Raw genomic sequence first — 17,435 nt, 5'->3', positions numbered from 1 at the left:
TCAATAGCAGCTTTTTTAAGTCTTGGGTGGTTAGCAAATCCTAAGTAATTGTTTGATGATAAGTTAATTACCTTCTTGCCATTTAATATTACTTCAGCTTGGCTTGGTGTTTCTAATACAGGTAATTTTCTGTAAACACCATCTTTTTTAAGCTCTTCAATTTTTTCTTTTAAGAAATTTAATTCATGAACATTAGACACATTAAAACCTCCCTAATTTTTTCTAATATGTAACTCAAAGATATTATAACATACATTTATTACTTAGTGGATAGCCTTGTTAAAAAAATATTTACTATTGCCCACTCTGTATATTCTTTTATCATTGGGTTTGAGTCATCAAGCTGTGATATGAGTAAGTTTAAGTTTTCTTCTTTCTTCATATTAGCTAAAGCAATAATCGTATTTCTTTTTAATATGGTCTTACCCCTCCAACTACCTGCCATTTCTCCGTATTTTTTCTTGAATTCTCTATTGGACATGCCTAATAATTCCTCAATATTTACATATCCATTGCTTATCTTTGGTAAAAATTCCATGTGGCTGGATCTCTTTATATCTTTATTTTTGGGACACACCAATTGACAAGTATCACAACCGTAAATCTTTACTCCCATTTTTTCTCTTAGTTCCGTAGGTATATTATCTTTAGTTTGAGTTAAATAGGATATACATTTTTTTGGATTTAATTTATATGGTTCTTCCAAGGCTCCTGTGGGGCAAGCTTTAATGCAAAGATTACAATCTCCACAATCTTCTTCAAGCTTTTCACTTGGATCCAAATCCAAATTAGTCATTATATATCCTAGAAATATAAATGATCCATAGTCATCATTTATAATAGAGCAGTTTTTCCCATAATATCCGATACCTGCTTTCTTAGCTAGCTCCCTATCTATTAAAGGTCCAGTATCTACAAAACATTTATATTCGAAATCTGTAACTTTCTTTAATTCTTCAATTAATAAATTCATCTTATTTTTTAGAACCATATGGTAATCTATGCCCCAAGTAGATTTAGAAAGCCTACCACAAACAGTGGGGACAGTTCTTTTTGTTTGCTCACATGAAGCAAGGGGGACTGTCCTCTTAGCTTCAATATTATAAGAAATTCCTATAACTATGATTGATTTGCAATTTGGCATAGTCAGCTTAGGATCTATTCTTTTGTCTATATCCTTTTCTTCAAACTCTGTTTGAATATTATTATCCTTACGAAGTATTAAATAGTCCCTGATATTAATCAAAGCTAATGCATCCGTAAAACCACAGATATCTATATTTAATTCTTTTGCTTTTTCAGCGATAAACTTATTTAGTTGATTCATCTTTATCCCCTTCTAAATTTATGATTATCTCTATGTGATATCTTCATTTTATAGTATAGCATAATGTCATATTTTTTTAACTATTTCAAAGCAATTAATTGTGTTATAATTAAATTTAAGATAATAAAAGATAAATTATCTCATGAAAGGAAGTAATATATGTTTAATCTAAAAAAGAAAGCTTATAAAAAATTCGATTATATATTATTTTTTACCACTTTGCTCCTATGTGCATTTGGTCTAGTAATGATTATGAGTGCTACTTTAAGCTATGGAACCATGAGTCAGGTTAGATCTCAAGGTATAGCAACAGGACTTGGATTATTTGCTATTATAATATTAGTTTTATTAGACTACCAATTCCTAGGCAAATTATATATACCTATATATATTGTGTGTAATGTTTTACTAGCTGCAGTGCTTATTTATGGAACAGGTGCATCGGATTGGGGGGCTGATTCTTGGCTTACTATAGGGCCTGTTACATTCCAACCAGCAGAATTTGTGAAAATTGGATTAATTATTTCCCTAGCCAAATTTATAGATAATCATAAGGAAGACATTAATGAGCCTTTTACACTTTTAAAGATATTAGCCTTTGCATTTGCACCTGTTGTGCTAATCCTTCTGCAGCCTGATGCTGGAACAGCTATGGTATTTGCGTTTTTTATAGCTGCAATGCTTTTTATTGCAGGTATAAAATGGAGATACATTGGATATGCATTTATGATTGGACTTTTGAGCCTACCTGTTCTATGGTTTCGACTTGATCCTTATCAAAAAAATCGTATCTTTAATTTCTTGGAGCCAGAAAGAGATACATCCAATACTGGATATCAAGCTATGCAAGGTAAAATAGCAATTGGGTCAGGAAAAGTCTTTGGTAGAGGTTTATTTGATGGCGTACAAACTCAATTTAACTATATACCCGAGAAACAAACAGATTTTATATTTGCTGTAATAGGGGAAGAATTAGGTTTTATTGGTGGAGCAGGTCTTATCTTCCTATATTCAGTTTTGTTAAGTAGATTTATTAATATTGCTAAAAAATCTACTGATTTATTTGGTTCTCTTATGGTAGTTGGTTTCACTGCCATGTTTGTATTCCATATATGGGAAAATATCGGTATGACAATAGGTTTAATGCCTATAACGGGTATTCCACTTCCATTTATAAGCCATGGTGGAACCTTCCAGTTATCAAATTTAATATGTATAGGAATTATATTAAGTGTAGGAGTTCATAGAGAAGAATTAAGTTTTTAATTCTTCTCTATTATTTTTTTATTTTAGTACCTTGCATTGAAAGGTAGCATATGATATAGTGTACTTAATAAAATAATAAGGAGAGAAAGCTATGAATATTCAGTTTAAAAAAGGTGTCCTAGAGTTATGCGTTCTTTCCTTGCTGGACAGAAAGGATTTTTATGGTTATGAGTTAGTTGATCATATCTCTAAGTTTATTAATATTTCTGAGGGAACTATATACCCCTTGCTTAGAAAATTTAGGACTGAAGGATATGTAACTACTTATTTGGAAGAATCTCAAGAAGGTCCTCCAAGAAAATACTATAAATTGACTTCTCGTGGTGAGGAAGTTTATGAAGAGCTAGAAGTGGAATGGGAGAGCTTTATTGATGGGGTAAATAATATATTAAGGGGGGAATTGTCATGAATAGGAGCGAATATATAGAACTGCTAAAGATATCTTTACAGGGTCTGCCTATATATGATATTATGGATATTTTATCAGATTACGAAGAACATTTTGATATAGGTATTTCCAAAGGTAAGTCAGAAGAAGAAATATCTAAGGAGCTAGGAGATCCTAGAGAAGTTGCTGATAGTTATAAGGCTAATTATAATTCCAGCTATAATGAAAATAGTAATAATAGTAATAGTAGTAGTAGTAATAATAATAGTAATAGTAATAGTTATAGCAATAGTAATCATAATGATAATACTAGGAAATTGTTGATTTCTTTATTCTTATTATTCTTTAATTTAATAGTAGTATTGGGTCCTTTTTTAGGAATAGTTGGACTTTTTATTGGATTGTATGGAGGATCAATCTCAATAATTATTGGCGGATTTGTAGCTTTCTTTGGCTCCCCTCTAGTACTTTTTACTCCAATACCATCACCACATGTCCTTACTTCCATAGCTTTTGGAGTTGGCTTAATAGCATTAGGTACATTGGGAATAATATTAGCTATTTATCTTACAAAATGCTTCTATAAACTTGCCGTCAAATATGTACAATGGAATATAAAATTAATTAATAATTAGGGGGTATATAAGATGAATTTTAGACGATTAGTACCAGTTTTAATAGGTGTTGTTTTAATTTCTTTTGCATTAGGTATATTCTCATTGTTATATAATGATAATTATAGCTTTACAAGCTTGAAATCTGGAAATTTCTTAAATGTTAAATCTAGAAATGGAATCGTAAAAATAGGTTCAGATGGTATAGAGGTTAAAGACGGAGATGACAATGTATCTATTGGATGGGATGGCATCAAGGTAACTGATGGTGACGATGAAGTTGATATTGGTTGGAACGGAATAAAAGTAAATGAAAGTGGAAAATCTAGAGTTAATATTAGTAAAGGTTGGAATTGGGGTTGGTTTGGCATAAATTCTAAGGACTTAAAGTGGGAAACAATTGATGAAGAAAAATTTGCTGAAGTAGCTGGAATAAGCAATATAACTATATCATCTTCTTTCATAGATGTTAAGGTTACTTCTGCGGATAGAGATAATGTTCGTATTCATTATTATGGTAAGATGAAGACTAATGTAGTGCCTAGCTTAGAAGTTGATAAAAGATCTAATACTCTAAATATCAAGCTGGAATCAAATTCTAACAGCTATTCAATTGAAGAATCAGATGTAGTCCTAGAAATATTTGTACCTAAATCATTCAATGGTGATTTTAATGCCTCCAATTCTTCTGGAGATATTTATATGAAAGATTTAATCGGAAAAGATTTTAATATTTCGGCTAGTTCTGGTAGCTTAAATTTAGAAAATCTAGATGGTAAAAAACTAGATATAGATACTTCTTCAGGAGATATTCAATTAAGTGATTCAATTGGTGAAATTAAAGCTAAATCTAGCTCCGGTAATCAAGAGTTAGAAAATGTGGAAGCTAACCAAATGGTTATCACTGCATCCTCTGGAAATGTATCCTTGGAAGATTGTATAGGAGAACTTCGTATTAATACTAGTTCTGGAAGAGTTTCTTTTAATAATAAAAGAACCAGCGGAGATATTGTAGTATCTACTACTTCAGGTGATGTTTCTTTCAAGTTTAAAGGTGAAGCCAACTATAGTATAAAAGGTTCTAGCTCCTCTGGCAGATATAAATCAAATATAGACATGAAAATAGAAGAAAATGAAAAAGGTAGATTTAGAGCCACAATAGGTAGTGGAGAAAAGTCCATCGACATCAGTACTTCATCAGGGGATGTTGAGTTTTATTAGATGAAATTTAAAGACATGGAGCTGAAAGACTGAGCTCCATGTCTTTTTAATGATAAATAAAATCCCACCTATTTTTATTCAATATAAAATACCTTATAATCATCAAGTCTCAAACAAGCCATTCTGCCATTTTCATAGCAGTTTCCTGTATCAACGCCTATCTTATCATTGTAAATATCATCAAACCAAATTTCATATGGTAATAATGATCCCCTATCAAAACATTTATCTATATATTTCCTAGGGGAATGACCAAATATAGTTATCAGATTATCCAAGGCCTTATTTTTAATAAAATCATCTCTTACCCAGACTAATCTATGCTTTTGCTCCATCAAAGCTTCTTCTAGAGACATATTTTCCATATCAGCAAATAATCTAAGGGGTTCAAATCCTGCATGCACTAATAAGTACTTACCATCTATTATTTTAAAATATGGTAATTCACTTATATAATCTAAAATTTTATCCTGCTCTTCTACTGTCCTATTAAAAAACCCATCTATTGTTGGTGAACATCCATTTCTGCCCCATCTTTCAATTTGAACTTCATCCTCATATTTCAAAGATTGAAGAAACATTTCATCATGATTCCCCATAATAACTTCTATTTGCGGATGATCCATGACGAACTCTATAGTTTCAATAGGCTCACTCCCCCTATCAACTAAATCCCCAATAATATAAAGGGTATCATTTTCATTAAGCCCTATTTCATCTATAAGTTTCTTTAATCTATCTAATCTTCCATGAATATCACTAGTTACATATTTCATATTTTATTACATCTCCTAGCTTTACCTATTCAAAAACCATTCTATTAACTCTGAGCTTATACTAATTGATTTTCTATATAAACTTGGAATTTCTTCTTTTGTGAACCACTTGGCGTCTACTATTTCATCATTATCTACTTGAATTTCACCATCTAAATGTTCTGCAGTAAAGCCTATCATCATAGAATTTGGGAAGGGCCAAGGTTGTGAACCAAAATACTTTATATTTTGTATCTTTATACCTATTTCTTCGTAAACTTCCCTCTTAACACACTGTTCAAAGGTTTCTCCCATCTCTACAAATCCTGCTACTACAGAATACATTCCTTCAGGAAACATTTTATTATGGGCTAGTAGTAGTTTATCTCCTTTTGTTACTGCTACAATGATTGCAGGTGCTGTCTTTGGCCAAACCATATTATCGCAATTTGCACAGATCATTGCCCTATCATTGCCACTAGATTTCATAATCATCTGGGATCCACATACGCCACATCTTTGGTTTTCTCTTACATGATTTAGTAATAATATGGCCTTAGCTGCTACTAAAAAATCACTATGGTCTATTTGTCTAGAATAAGTCCTTAAATCAATAAATACATAATTATCATCCGTAAGCTCTTCAATTTGCCCACAATAGCAATTTACTCCATCATAAGAACCTAAGCATTGGATATGTGCTATCTGTATATTTAAAGATTCTATCCCTTTTCTATTAGGAACAATATATTTCTCATTTTTTACTTCTACTAATAGTTTATCTTTATTGAATAAGTAAAAATTATCCTTGATATATCCTTCATTCAATGGCTCCTTTGAAGGCTCGAATCTTATGTATCTTTCCATTTTCATGTCCTTTCTAACTGTTTTTCTCTTCTAAGAAACATTTTCTACACAGAGGCTCATATTCTTTTAAAGCACCAATTACTATTCTTTCTTGGTCCAGAGTTTTTCTATGGCTAACCCATCCATCTGTCCCACATTTTACACATACTGCATGATGCTTATACAGGTAATCTGCAATAGGCATTAACTCCTTTACTATTTCAAAGGCTTGCCCTGAAAAGTCAATATCTAAACCTGCTAATATAACAGTTACATCTTTCTCTAAAAATCCATTGATTGCTTCTACAATATCTTCTATTTTCCCCCCTAAGAATTGAACTTCATCTATAGCTATTACATTTGGCTTATACTCTTTGCAATATTCATTAATCTCTCTTATATCACTAACCAATACAGCATTTAAACAAGTATTGTCATGGGTTCTAATCTCTGAATTAGTATATCTAGTGTCAACAGATGGCTTGAAAGCAATAGTTTTATAGCCTGCTATATTAAACCTTTTAACATCCTTTTCTAAACTAGAAGTTTTTCCAGAAAACATAGATCCTGTATGTATGATTAATTTTCCTTTATATTGATGCAAATTAATTCCTCCCTTTAGATTATTACTGAAAACATTATACCATCTTTTATCATTTTCGACAAAATTATTATTTTTAGTAATTTCACACATTACTTTATTTTCGAATACAATAGAGTACTATATATATTTCGGGGAGGTATCATATGGATGAAAAAATTGTAGTTGAAATTCATAATATAGGAATGACTTATCACAGTTTAGAAGGGGAAACTCAAGCCATTAAAAACATAAATTTAGATATATATGAGGGCGAAATTGTAGGTATAGTTGGACCAAGTGGATGTGGAAAATCTACCTTACTTTCAATAGTTGCTGGTCTTATTGAACCAAGTAATGGAAGTGTACAGATAAATGGTAAAAAAGTAAGTAGGTCCAGTAGAAATATTGGATATATGTTCCAGAAAGATCAGCTATTAGAGTGGCGAAATATACTACAGAATGTAGTACTAGGATTGGAAATTCAAGGAAAGTTAAGTCCTGAGGATTATATAACTGCTAAAGAAATGCTAGGAAATTATGGCTTAGGTGATTTTATTTACTCTTATCCAAGTCAATTATCTGGAGGAATGAGGCAAAGAGTTGCCCTTATTAGAACTCTTTTATTAGAACCTGATTTGCTTCTATTGGATGAACCTTTCTCCGCTCTAGATTATCAAACAAGGCTTGCCATAGCTGATGAGATCGGGATTATACTAAGAGAAGAAAGGAAGACTGGTCTATTGGTCACTCATGATATTGCTGAAGCCATTAGCTTATCAGACCGAGTTATTATACTTTCTAATAGACCTGCTGCTATAAAAGAAATTATAGACATTAAACTAAGCTGTCCTGATGGAAAAAGATCTCCTTTAAAATGCAGAGAAGCTCCTGAATTCCGATATTATTTCAATAAAATATGGAAGGAGCTGGATGTACATGTCTAAGAATTTAAATTCTAAAGAGCATGAGAAGTATTTAATTAATATAAAAAGAAAAAGCAGAAATATAGTACTAACTCAAATAAGCATTCTGATTTTAAGTCTTTCCCTTTGGGAAATAGCTGCTCATTTTAATTGGATAGATACTTTTCTAACTAGTAATCCATCAAGTATCTGGAGTTTATTTGTTAAATATATAAAGCAAGGAGACATCTTTCATCATGTCAGTGTTTCAGTATTTGAAACGGTGGTAGGATTTTTAGGAGGAACTTTATTAGGTATGATTGTTGCCATTGGACTATGGTGGTCAGATTTTTGGGCAAAAGTATTAGATCCATACCTAGTTATGCTAAACAGTCTTCCTAAAACAGCCTTAGCTCCAATTATTATTATTTGGGTAGGAGCAGGTTTTACAGGAATTATAGTCACTGCTATTACAATTTCTATAGTTGTAACTATAATGAATATGTTTGCTAGTTTTACAGCTGTAGATGAAGATAAGATTAGGTTGTTAAATACCTTTGGGGCTACTAAATTGCAGATATTTCAAAAGGTAGTACTTCCATCTTCTATCCCTACTTTAATTAGTACCTTGAAAATTAATATTGGATTATCCTGGGTAGGTGTAATTGTAGGAGAATTTTTAGTCTCAAAAGCTGGTATAGGTTATCTAATAGTCTATGGGGGTCAAGTATTTAAACTAGACATTGTAATGATGAGTGTGTTTATATTAGCCATAATATCAGCCTTAATGTATAAGGTTATCGCTATATTAGAAGACAAATTTACAAGATGGTAAAAAATAAGTTTACTTTTTGGTGCCTGGCACCAAAAAGTAAACTTATTGTTATTTGTATTCTACTATTTCTACTTTTTCCATTATAACTGCTTCTGTTGGTTTGTCATTCATACCAACTTTTACAGATGCGATTTTATCTACTATATCCATTCCTTCATACACTTGACCAAATACAGTATGTCTAAAATCTAGCCATGGTGTTCCGCCTAATTCTTCATATGCCTTTATTACTTCTTCTGAAAAACCTGAACCTTCCCCAGCTTTTGCCATATCATCCAACATAGATTTATCAACAGATGTTTTTTGAACTATAAAAAATTGACTTCCATTAGTCCCAGGTCCAGCATTTGCCATTGATAAAGAGCCTCTAAAATTGTGATAGTTTAAATCGAATTCATCCTCAAAAGGTGCTCCCCAAATACTTTCTCCACCTCTACCACTACCCTCTGGGTCTCCACCTTGAATCATAAATTCATTCATTACTCTATGAAAAGTAACTCCGTTATAATATCCATCCTTAGCATGAGTTTTAAAATTCTCTACTGCCTTAGGTGCTACTTCAGGGAAAAATCTCACTTTAATATCTCCATGGTTTGTGGTAATGATTGCTACTTCTTCTCCTACTTGAGGTTGCTTTAACTGTTCTAATCCCATATCATTTCCTCCTTCAGTCTGTTCATTATTATTTTGTACATCTTTTTTAACATCTCCTACATCTTTTGTGCAGCCTCCTGCTACTAAAAGCACTAATGCAATAAGTAATAATACTAAAATCTTAATACTTCTCTTATTCATTTTTTCTCTCCTCACAACTTTATACTTTAAATAGAATACCATATTCTAGAGAGTTTGTACATAATCTGTTGTCTTTATACTATATTTGTAGTTATTAGTTTTTATCCTTATCATCAATAAAAAAAGAATCTTTAATATTATTAGGTGGTATCTTTTCACCTTCGAAAACAACGCTAATTACACCATGTATCTGATAAATTTCCCTATAAAAATTACTAATACTAAAGCTACCAGGTAATTTAACTAAGAATCTTACTTTCATAATCCCATCATCTTCACCAGATTGATATTCGTTATCTAATATAGATATATCTTTGATGGAAACATAATATTTACCGAATAAAGTTCCTAAATGACCAATAAGTCCTGGTCTGTTTGTACCAATAACTTCTATGGTTCTAAATTTTTTGCTTAACATTCTTTTTTCAAAGCTGCCCAAACTCATTAATGTAATTAGAACAATAGCTGCTGTTATTATTGCCCCTAAATAATATCCTGCACCAATTGCAAGGCCTATACCAGCACTAACCCACAAGGATGCAGCTGTAGTTAAACCTTTAATATTGTTACCAGTTCTCATTATTGTTCCCGCTCCAAGAAAGCCTATTCCACTAACTACCTGAGCTGCTAGTCTTGAAGGATCTGCACTTCCATTTCCGAGATTAGAAAATCCATCAATAGAAACGAGCATTATTAATGCTGACCCTAATGTAACTAATACATGGGTCCTAAGTCCAGCTGGCCTATTATTTACTTCTCTCTCAGTACCTATCAACCCACCCATTATGGCAGATAATATAAGCCTTGCTATTACTTCAAATGTAGATATCATATAGAAAACCCCTCAATAAATAAATATGTAAAATTCTTCCTTTGATTATTATACCCCAATAACTCACTATTGCTACCATTTCAGTGGAGTATTTTTATATTTGTGTTATAATTTTAGATGGAGGTAGATCAATGAATACAATAAATAAAAAATGCAAGGTTTGCCCTGTGGGATGTGACTTGAGGGTAATTGAAGATAAAACTAAAGCATCTCAATATTCAGTTGAAGGGAATAGATGCAATAGAGGAAGAGACTATGCTATCCAAGAAGTAACACAGCCTTCTAGGGTGCTTACCTCAAGAGTATTGCTTAAAAATGGTCCTATGGGTAGACTACCAGTTAAAACCAATGGAATAATCCCAGAGAATTTAGTTGATGAGTGTATGAAGATTATTCAAATAACTGAAGTCACAGCTCCTGTGGAAAAGGATCAAATAATTATTGCAAATATATTAGACACAGGCGTAGATGTAGTAGCTGCCAGAAAAGTAAATAGCCTACAATAAGTTTAAAATTTGGTGCCTGGCACCAAATTTTAAACTTATTTTTTATGTAAGCCCTTTTTCATAGCATATATAAAAAGGCTAGTCAATATGATTCCTTTAAATATGGTACTGATGCTCATACTCCACCATACTCCAGTCATTCCTAATACAGTAGCAGATAAAAGTAAAGCTCCTGGAATTCTTAAAGCATTTAGTACAATCCCTGTTGCTGCTGGTATTTGTGTCCTTCCTATACCATTAAATGCTCCTGCAGATGCTATTTCAATAGTTATAAAAAATTGGGAAAAACCTAGTATTCTCAAATATTTTACTCCTTGTGCAATAGCTATCTCATCCTCCGGAGTAAATAACTTAAATAAAGGTTCTCCTGCAAAGATAAGTAAAGCAGATGCAAATATACCTATTGCACCAACTATTCTAAGACCTTTATAATATCCTTCTTTTACCCTATCATAGTTTTTAGCTCCATAGTTCTGACCTACAAAGGCAGATATTGCAGTAGAAAATCCTTCCGCTGTCATCCAAGATATCGATTCTATTTGGGAACCTATAGATGATACAGCTACTGGTATTGGCCCCCATTGTGCCAATATCTTCGTTAGTATCATTGATATTGATGCATGGGTTCCAGATTGTAAAAATGCTGGAAATCCTAATTTAATTATCCTTTTTAGATAACTTTTCTTTGGTAAGCTAAACAAATGTAAATGAGAAAACAATACTTTATTTTTTCTTGACACAATTATGTAAATCAATGTAACTATGATCTGAGCCATTACAGTAGCTAAGGCTGCACCTTTTATCCCCATCGCTGGTATAAAGCCAAAACCAAAAATTAGTACAGGATCTAATACTATGTTTGCAACTAATCCTATGGAATTTATAACGAATGGTGTAATACTATTCCCCGACGCATTAAAAATGGCAGAATATATAGGATTAATAAAATGAAATATAAATCCACATGCCACTATTATCAAATAATCTACTGCCAATTGAATAGTCTCTGGATCCCCTAATTTAAAAAATCCAATTGCTTGATGGCTAAATACTACTAGTGCCAATGAATATAAAATCCCAATAAAAATATCTAATTTAATACCATTAGAAATATATTCCCTTGCATCATCCATATCCCCTCTTCCATAGGCTTGTGATACTCCAACGCTTACTCCTATTTGAGAAATCAATACAAGAGACATACCAAACCACATAAAAAATCCTGCAGTGCCTGCCCCTGCTACAGCCTTGGTGCTAAGTCTACCTAGCCACATCATATCTGTTAAATTATATGCCATCTGTACAAAAGATGTACCCATTATAGGCAAAGCAAGTTTTGTAAGTGTGCTAGAGATATTTCCCTGAGTTAAGTTTATATTATTTTTCATAGATGTCTCCTTTAGCTAGTTCATATAGTATTATGTTTGTATCCCTAAACAATTCTACAGTAAAAAGGTATATTATTCAACTACAATAAGTTTAAAATTTGGTGCCTGGCACCAAATTTTAAACTTATTAGCTGCCTGTTGAGGTATAGTGTCTTACTCCTATTTTCCATAGGGATAAGGAGAATAAGAAAAATCCAAGGCCGAAGAAGGGAGAAGCCCATCCCATCCATGAAGGATATCCTAATGAGTCAACTTTACCCAATATACTCATAGCAGGAAAATAATTAACTGTAGCTAGTGGTATTATATATATAAGTATTTTTCTAAACCAAGGTTTGTAAATAGATATTGGATATTGTGCTGCCTGTACTCCACCATAGGTAAAGGAATTCACTATTTCCAAGCTCTGTACTGACCAAAATGATATAGTTGCTTGAATTACTATAAAACCTGAGAATAGAAAGTTTCCTCCGATAATTGAACCTATTAATAGTATACTTTTTCCAAAGTTCCATTCTATATTTAGTTTTACAATAGCCCATATTAGTACTACTAGTCCTTGAGCAAGCCTACCTATTCGCATTATTTGAAAGTCATGACCTAATATTTGTAATACTGTGGTCCTTGGTCTAAGAAGTATTCTATCAAAATCTCCTGTTCTAACTAATCTAGGAAAAATATCAAATCCCCTTGTCCATCCTTCTGTAATAGAAAAAGCTATATGAACTATACCATAGAATAATGCAGCTTCCTCAAAGGTAAACCCTTTAATATCCCCAAACCTTTGGAATAATACCCATATGCCAAGAAATTCAATAAAGGTTATTAAAAAGTGACCAATAGACATCATAATGAAGGAAGCCTTGTACTGGAGTTGAGATTCTATACTAAATTTAATATATTTTAAATATAGTTTTATACTATCCATGGTTTTAGCCTCCTTGTACTATTAAATCTTTTATTTTTCTATTTAAAATCCATTGACCCAAGATATAGAGTAAAATTGCCCAAACACATTGAAATATGAAATACTCTATTAATTGATTGAATGGAATCTCCCCTGTGAAAAACCTAGCTGGAATATCTACTAATCCACCAAAGGGTAATAAGTTTAATATACTTCTCAGATTATCAGGAAACAATGGCAAGGGTACTATCATACCCGAACATAGGGTAACTATGGTTGATAATAGCCTCTGTATTCCATCTCCTGATAAAGAATATAAGGTTGTCATATTGATTATATTAGTTATGGTGCAAGAAATCAAAAGGGCTCCAAAGCTAGTTATAATCCAGCCTAGGAAAGCTAATATATTAGGTGGAAGGCTCATACCATATTCTCTTGGCAATAATAATGCTACAAGAAATAGGGGTATAGACTTAAGTAAGGTTGGGGCTGTTCTTAAAGCAAAAGCTCTAGCAAACCAATAATTATATAGATTCATTGGTCTAATGAGTTCATAACTGACATTTCCCGTTCTAATTAGATTTTGGACTTCAGCATCTCCATTCCAAGGTAGCATAGCAAGCATTCCTTGACCTAGCCAAATGTAAGTAATTGCAGAGCTGTAACTAATTGGCATAAGGCTGGTGGAACTTGAACTATAAAATCCATGGAGCACCATAACCATAACCATTCCAAAGAAAAATTGTGTTACCATACCTGCATAGGCCGCTGTTCTATATTGTAATAATAAATTAAATCTGATTTTTATAATGGATATGAAGGCCTTCATATTTTCAGCTCCCCATATATTTTGGCGATTATTTCTTCTATTGGAGGATTTTCTATTAGGATATCTGTTATATTATAGTTGGAGGATAAAAATGTTATTAAATCTGCAGGAGTTATTATCTCTGGATTGAAATCAAGTATAAGTCTGTTTTCTTCTTGACTGATATGTGTTACCCCTTCTATGGAGAAACCATTTACTCCTTCATCAAAATCTATAATCAATCTTCTATCTTTAGATACAGTGTTTCTAAGGGATTGCAAAGATCCATCAGAAAGAATTTGACCCTTTCCTATTACCATTACCCTGCTACATAGGCTCTCAATATCATCCATATCATGGGTTGTAAGTATGACCGTAACTCCTCTTTCCTTGTTTAATTTCTTAATAAATTCTCGTACAGCCAATTTTGAAACAGCGTCTAGCCCTATGGTAGGCTCATCAAGAAAAAGCACCTTGGGAGAATGTAGAAGTGATGCTGCTAATTCACATCTCATTTTCTGACCTAGACTTAACTGCCTTACGGGAGTATTGATAAAACTTCCTAGGTTTAACCATTCTATAAGCTCCTTTTTAATCTCTACATAATCTACCAAAGGAATCTTGTAAATATCTTTCAATAAATCAAATGAATCTATTACAGGCAAGTCCCACCATAGTTGAGTTCTCTGCCCAAATACTACTCCTATATCCCTTACATAGTTGATCCTATCCTTATAAGGAATCTTACCTAGGACTGTACATTCACCTGAATCAGGTGTTAGTATAGCAGATAGTATTTTTATCGTAGTAGATTTACCAGCACCATTAGGTCCAATATATCCTACCAATTCTCCCTCTCCTATATTAAAAGATACTTTGTCTAAGGCTATTATTTCTGTAAATTCTTTATGTACTATGCTCTTTAGCCCACCTACTATGCCTGGCATCCTCTTGGGTATCTTATAGGACTTTGATAATTCATTAGCTACAATAAGCAAATTAATCCCCCCTCTCAATTTTTAAGACATGAAAATGATTTTATCAAAGTAGTCTAGAGAAGTCAATACAAAACTCCTATGTCACAAACTTGTAACATAGGAGTTTTTATTATCAAATAATAATTCTATTTCAAATCCTTTATCTTTCTCATCACTATAGTTTACTCTTCCTCCAAATTTACTTATCTTTTCTTCTATCCCTAGCAATCCATTTCCCTTAACTAATCTATTACAACCTAATCCATTATCTTTTATGATTACTCTAGATTTATCTCCTTCTAAGATTACATCAATATTTATCTTATCTGCTTTCCCATGTTTTATACTGTTGGTCAGTCCCTCTTTTATAGAAGAATATATAATATCTTTGCACTTAGGTAATAATTCCTCTACACCTTCATCTATATTTAAATTGATCTTAGTGTTCCCTGAGCTTTCTATGTTTGCAACTATCTCTTCTAAGGAACTCCTTAAAGTAGTATGTTTTTCTTCTTTTAAAGCATACACCGCTTTTCTTAGACTTTCCATGCTTTCCTTTGTTAGGATTTGGGATTTGCTAATCCTCTCTTTAGCCTTTACAACATCCTTATCTATTATCTTCTCTGCTACATCTAGATTCATATTTAAAGCTATCAGACTATGTCCTAGATTGTCATGGATTTCTCCAGCTACTCTGTTTCTTTCTTTTGTAATAATCAACTCTTCTATTTTCTCCGATTGCTCCTTTAGTTTATCATAGGATAATTCTAATTCTTTATTTAACCTATCTACTTCCCTTTTTTCTTTTCTTAGAGTTTTATATGAAAAAAGCATAAAAGCATAGAATAACAATGTAACTATAGACATGAGAATATCTAGGATATTGTCTTTCCAAAATAAATAGCTTCCTAATTCCTCAACAGGAACATATTCAAAGATTGCGATAAAAAAGACCAATAATATTTCTATCCCTGTTAATAATCTCGAAGTCCTTCCCTCTGTAAAGATAATCAACTCGTATATGATTATATACATTAATATGCTGGAATATCCCCCTAGATTGTAGATCAAGAGGCTACTAACTATCATGGTAACAAATATTGATATAAAGTATTTTTTTTCATCTTTATAAAATAAATTCATTCTTAGATGATCATTAATCACAATAAATAAAAATATGCCAAAGTAAGTTAAGAGATTTTTAGTATCATTTTTACATCGATAAATAACATCTATCCCTATTAAAATACGGGATGCGATATACAAATAATTATTATATTTCCAAAGCTTGTTCATACATCTCACCCCACTATTTGATCGGACGATAAAGTGCTCCATTCTTATTGATTATTTTCTTAATATAAATATAACAAACTAATAAAGTCATTACAAGTAAAAGTACACCTTTCATATAGAATACGATATCATTACCTATATTCTCATATATATAAGAGCCAACAACAACCCCTATGGCTGCCCCTATTCCACTGGCAAAGCTGTATAAGCCATATGATCTACCTCTTTTATCTTCTCCTACAAAGTCAATAATTAATGAAGAAAATGCAGGACCATAGAACATTCCCACAAGGGAAATCAAAGTATATAGAATCATAAAGCTATAGTAGCCTTTATTAAATGGTATAAATATTTGTAGTACAGCATTAACAAACATACCAGCCATAACTATCTTTTCTCTACCATATCTATCAGAGAATTTACCAAATATCTTTGGCAGAAAAAGGGCTAGAATAGATGCTGGAATAAATAAAAAGGTTATTAAATTGAGCTCAGTGGTAATATTGTCTTGCAAATATAGAAGATATATTGGTGCTGTTAGGTTACTTATCAAAGATATACCACAAACTATTATAAGGAAATATTTCAAACCTTTCTTATCTTTAATATTACCTTCTTCATATTCCTTTTTTAGGTCAATAGTCTCTGGAACATTTCTAATTGTATAATAAACAGATACTAAACTAGTCAATATAAAGATGGTAAATATTAATTGAAATGGATCGTCAGATAAGTTATTAAACAATATAGTGAAGCCTATAATACTACCTATCCACCCTCCTTTAGCCATGGTTTGATCCAGTTCTCCGAAATTAGTAGCCCTATTGCTTTTATCACTAATATCAGCAATAAATGTGTCTACACTTATCCATAAAAAAGAGGCTCCTAAGGATTGGATTATTCTTCCTATTAGTAGATATTTAAAGTCCTGGGCTAGTAAAAAAAATACATTAACTATTGAATATAGTATAACCCCTATTAAAATTCCTGTTCTTCTTCCTCTCTTATCTATTAAGTTACCTACTATAGGTCTGATAGCTATACTGATTATTGAAAACATAGAATAAAGATATCCTATCTGCATTACATTTGCTCCAAGAGATGAAGCATAAATTGGAAATATAAATCCAATAAATGATAATGGAAAGGATATAAAATAGATAGTTTTTCTTAGCTCTTTCATGGCATT

Annotated in this window: 19 protein-coding genes and 1 pseudogene; 7 read left to right on the top strand and 13 right to left on the bottom strand. The window is 32.0% G+C overall.

What is annotated here, in order from left to right; all coding sequences use genetic code 11:
* Both RIN63_RS14510 and queG read right to left on the bottom strand, forming a co-directional pair.
* Window positions 1-200, bottom strand: a pseudogene (locus RIN63_RS14510) (8-amino-7-oxononanoate synthase); the annotation flags it as partial.
* A 59-nt stretch (window positions 201-259) separates the two neighbouring features.
* Entirely contained in the window at window positions 260-1,327 is a 1,068-nt protein-coding gene (gene queG, locus RIN63_RS14505; RefSeq protein ID WP_310445466.1) for a tRNA epoxyqueuosine(34) reductase QueG, read from the bottom strand.
* 159 nt (window positions 1,328-1,486) lie between these two features.
* Between queG and rodA the strand changes: the two genes are divergently transcribed.
* The 4 genes from rodA to RIN63_RS14485 all read left to right on the top strand — a co-directional run bounded on the left by rodA (window position 1,487) and on the right by RIN63_RS14485 (window position 4,816).
* A complete protein-coding gene (gene rodA / locus RIN63_RS14500) occupies window positions 1,487-2,593 on the top strand; it encodes a rod shape-determining protein RodA (RefSeq protein WP_310445465.1) in 1,107 nt (368 codons plus the stop codon).
* Between the two features lie 91 nt (window positions 2,594-2,684).
* The gene (locus RIN63_RS14495) at window positions 2,685-3,002 is read left to right on the top strand and encodes a PadR family transcriptional regulator (RefSeq protein ID WP_310445464.1); all 318 of its coding nucleotides are present in this window, start codon (window positions 2,685-2,687) and stop codon (window positions 3,000-3,002) included.
* A complete protein-coding gene (locus RIN63_RS14490) occupies window positions 2,999-3,616 on the top strand; it encodes an HAAS signaling domain-containing protein (protein WP_310445463.1) in 618 nt (205 codons plus the stop codon). Before RIN63_RS14495 ends, RIN63_RS14490 begins: the two co-directional genes overlap by 4 nt.
* Before the next feature lie 12 nt (window positions 3,617-3,628).
* On the top strand, window positions 3,629-4,816 hold the full coding sequence (locus RIN63_RS14485; RefSeq protein ID WP_310445462.1) for a DUF4097 family beta strand repeat-containing protein: 1,188 nt from the start codon (window positions 3,629-3,631) through the stop codon (window positions 4,814-4,816).
* A gap of 74 nt (window positions 4,817-4,890) precedes the next feature.
* Here RIN63_RS14485 and RIN63_RS14480 read toward each other — a convergent pair whose 3' ends face one another.
* From RIN63_RS14480 to RIN63_RS14470, 3 genes are read right to left on the bottom strand one after another with little or no spacing between them, the layout of a single operon-like run.
* On the bottom strand, window positions 4,891-5,592 hold the full coding sequence (locus tag RIN63_RS14480) for a metallophosphoesterase family protein (protein WP_310445461.1): 702 nt from the start codon (window positions 5,590-5,592) through the stop codon (window positions 4,891-4,893).
* A gap of 21 nt (window positions 5,593-5,613) precedes the next feature.
* Window positions 5,614-6,438 (bottom strand): NAD(+) diphosphatase, encoded by an 825-nt coding sequence (nudC, locus tag RIN63_RS14475; RefSeq protein ID WP_310445460.1) that lies wholly within the window; start codon window positions 6,436-6,438, stop codon window positions 5,614-5,616.
* Between the two features lie 13 nt (window positions 6,439-6,451).
* Window positions 6,452-7,021: a thymidine kinase gene (locus tag RIN63_RS14470; protein ID WP_310445459.1), complete on the bottom strand. Its 570-nt coding sequence runs from the start codon at window positions 7,019-7,021 to the stop codon at window positions 6,452-6,454.
* A gap of 143 nt (window positions 7,022-7,164) precedes the next feature.
* Here RIN63_RS14470 and RIN63_RS14465 point away from each other — a divergent pair, with 143 nt between their 5' ends.
* Both RIN63_RS14465 and RIN63_RS14460 read left to right on the top strand, forming a co-directional pair.
* The gene (locus RIN63_RS14465) at window positions 7,165-7,944 is read left to right on the top strand and encodes an ABC transporter ATP-binding protein (RefSeq protein ID WP_310445458.1); all 780 of its coding nucleotides are present in this window, start codon (window positions 7,165-7,167) and stop codon (window positions 7,942-7,944) included.
* Window positions 7,937-8,737: an ABC transporter permease gene (locus tag RIN63_RS14460; protein ID WP_310445457.1), complete on the top strand. Its 801-nt coding sequence runs from the start codon at window positions 7,937-7,939 to the stop codon at window positions 8,735-8,737. The genes RIN63_RS14465 and RIN63_RS14460 overlap by 8 nt, the downstream gene beginning before the upstream one ends.
* Window positions 8,738-8,785: 48 nt before the next feature.
* Here RIN63_RS14460 and RIN63_RS14455 read toward each other — a convergent pair whose 3' ends face one another.
* Together RIN63_RS14455 and RIN63_RS14450 are read right to left on the bottom strand one after the other, a co-directional pair.
* A complete protein-coding gene (locus tag RIN63_RS14455) occupies window positions 8,786-9,532 on the bottom strand; it encodes a peptidylprolyl isomerase (RefSeq protein WP_310445456.1) in 747 nt (248 codons plus the stop codon).
* 94 nt (window positions 9,533-9,626) lie between these two features.
* A complete protein-coding gene (locus tag RIN63_RS14450) occupies window positions 9,627-10,364 on the bottom strand; it encodes an MgtC/SapB family protein (protein ID WP_310445455.1) in 738 nt (245 codons plus the stop codon).
* A gap of 131 nt (window positions 10,365-10,495) precedes the next feature.
* Here RIN63_RS14450 and RIN63_RS14445 point away from each other — a divergent pair, with 131 nt between their 5' ends.
* Entirely contained in the window at window positions 10,496-10,870 is a 375-nt protein-coding gene (locus RIN63_RS14445) for a DUF1667 domain-containing protein (RefSeq protein WP_310445454.1), read from the top strand.
* A gap of 35 nt (window positions 10,871-10,905) precedes the next feature.
* Here RIN63_RS14445 and RIN63_RS14440 read toward each other — a convergent pair whose 3' ends face one another.
* The 6 genes from RIN63_RS14440 to RIN63_RS14415 all read right to left on the bottom strand — a co-directional run bounded on the left by RIN63_RS14440 (window position 10,906) and on the right by RIN63_RS14415 (window position 17,429).
* Entirely contained in the window at window positions 10,906-12,258 is a 1,353-nt protein-coding gene (locus tag RIN63_RS14440; RefSeq protein WP_310445453.1) for an MATE family efflux transporter, read from the bottom strand.
* 127 nt (window positions 12,259-12,385) lie between these two features.
* Window positions 12,386-13,186: an ABC-2 family transporter protein gene (locus RIN63_RS14435; protein WP_310445452.1), complete on the bottom strand. Its 801-nt coding sequence runs from the start codon at window positions 13,184-13,186 to the stop codon at window positions 12,386-12,388.
* 4 nt (window positions 13,187-13,190) lie between these two features.
* On the bottom strand, window positions 13,191-13,994 hold the full coding sequence (locus RIN63_RS14430) for an ABC-2 family transporter protein (RefSeq protein ID WP_310445451.1): 804 nt from the start codon (window positions 13,992-13,994) through the stop codon (window positions 13,191-13,193).
* Complete coding sequence (locus RIN63_RS14425; RefSeq protein WP_310445450.1) at window positions 13,991-14,971, bottom strand: ATP-binding cassette domain-containing protein; 981 nt, start codon at window positions 14,969-14,971, stop codon at window positions 13,991-13,993. The genes RIN63_RS14430 and RIN63_RS14425 overlap by 4 nt, the downstream gene beginning before the upstream one ends.
* Window positions 14,972-15,052: 81 nt before the next feature.
* Complete coding sequence (locus RIN63_RS14420) at window positions 15,053-16,246, bottom strand: sensor histidine kinase (protein WP_310445449.1); 1,194 nt, start codon at window positions 16,244-16,246, stop codon at window positions 15,053-15,055.
* Window positions 16,247-16,259: 13 nt separating this feature from the next.
* On the bottom strand, window positions 16,260-17,429 hold the full coding sequence (locus RIN63_RS14415) for an MFS transporter (protein ID WP_310445448.1): 1,170 nt from the start codon (window positions 17,427-17,429) through the stop codon (window positions 16,260-16,262).
* Window positions 17,430-17,435: the final 6 nt, after the last annotated feature.

Source organism: Tissierella sp. (genome assembly GCF_031460495.1).
Lineage (GTDB): Bacteria > Bacillota > Clostridia > Tissierellales > Tissierellaceae > JAVKTS01.
The sequence above is the reverse complement of the archived record's forward strand: the minus strand, read 5'-3'. Positions and strand labels throughout refer to the sequence as shown.

What these genes read in the sequence shown, in the direction of transcription:
- RIN63_RS14495 (WP_310445464.1), top strand. Translation starts at nt 2,685, where the DNA reads ATGAATATTCAGTTTAAAAAAGGTGTCCTAGAGTTATGCGTTCTTTCC.
- RIN63_RS14450 (WP_310445455.1), bottom strand. Translation starts at nt 10,364, where the DNA reads ATGATATCTACATTTGAAGTAATAGCAAGGCTTATATTATCTGCCATA.
- RIN63_RS14480 (WP_310445461.1), bottom strand. Translation starts at nt 5,592, where the DNA reads ATGAAATATGTAACTAGTGATATTCATGGAAGATTAGATAGATTAAAG.
- RIN63_RS14415 (WP_310445448.1), bottom strand. Translation starts at nt 17,429, where the DNA reads ATGAAAGAGCTAAGAAAAACTATCTATTTTATATCCTTTCCATTATCA.
- RIN63_RS14445 (WP_310445454.1), top strand. Translation starts at nt 10,496, where the DNA reads ATGAATACAATAAATAAAAAATGCAAGGTTTGCCCTGTGGGATGTGAC.
- rodA (WP_310445465.1), top strand. Translation starts at nt 1,487, where the DNA reads ATGTTTAATCTAAAAAAGAAAGCTTATAAAAAATTCGATTATATATTA.
- nudC (WP_310445460.1), bottom strand. Translation starts at nt 6,438, where the DNA reads ATGGAAAGATACATAAGATTCGAGCCTTCAAAGGAGCCATTGAATGAA.
- RIN63_RS14420 (WP_310445449.1), bottom strand. Translation starts at nt 16,246, where the DNA reads ATGAACAAGCTTTGGAAATATAATAATTATTTGTATATCGCATCCCGT.
- RIN63_RS14465 (WP_310445458.1), top strand. Translation starts at nt 7,165, where the DNA reads ATGGATGAAAAAATTGTAGTTGAAATTCATAATATAGGAATGACTTAT.
- RIN63_RS14455 (WP_310445456.1), bottom strand. Translation starts at nt 9,532, where the DNA reads ATGAATAAGAGAAGTATTAAGATTTTAGTATTATTACTTATTGCATTA.
- RIN63_RS14490 (WP_310445463.1), top strand. Translation starts at nt 2,999, where the DNA reads ATGAATAGGAGCGAATATATAGAACTGCTAAAGATATCTTTACAGGGT.
- RIN63_RS14430 (WP_310445451.1), bottom strand. Translation starts at nt 13,994, where the DNA reads ATGAAGGCCTTCATATCCATTATAAAAATCAGATTTAATTTATTATTA.
- RIN63_RS14485 (WP_310445462.1), top strand. Translation starts at nt 3,629, where the DNA reads ATGAATTTTAGACGATTAGTACCAGTTTTAATAGGTGTTGTTTTAATT.
- RIN63_RS14460 (WP_310445457.1), top strand. Translation starts at nt 7,937, where the DNA reads ATGTCTAAGAATTTAAATTCTAAAGAGCATGAGAAGTATTTAATTAAT.
- RIN63_RS14435 (WP_310445452.1), bottom strand. Translation starts at nt 13,186, where the DNA reads ATGGATAGTATAAAACTATATTTAAAATATATTAAATTTAGTATAGAA.
- RIN63_RS14440 (WP_310445453.1), bottom strand. Translation starts at nt 12,258, where the DNA reads ATGAAAAATAATATAAACTTAACTCAGGGAAATATCTCTAGCACACTT.
- queG (WP_310445466.1), bottom strand. Translation starts at nt 1,327, where the DNA reads ATGAATCAACTAAATAAGTTTATCGCTGAAAAAGCAAAAGAATTAAAT.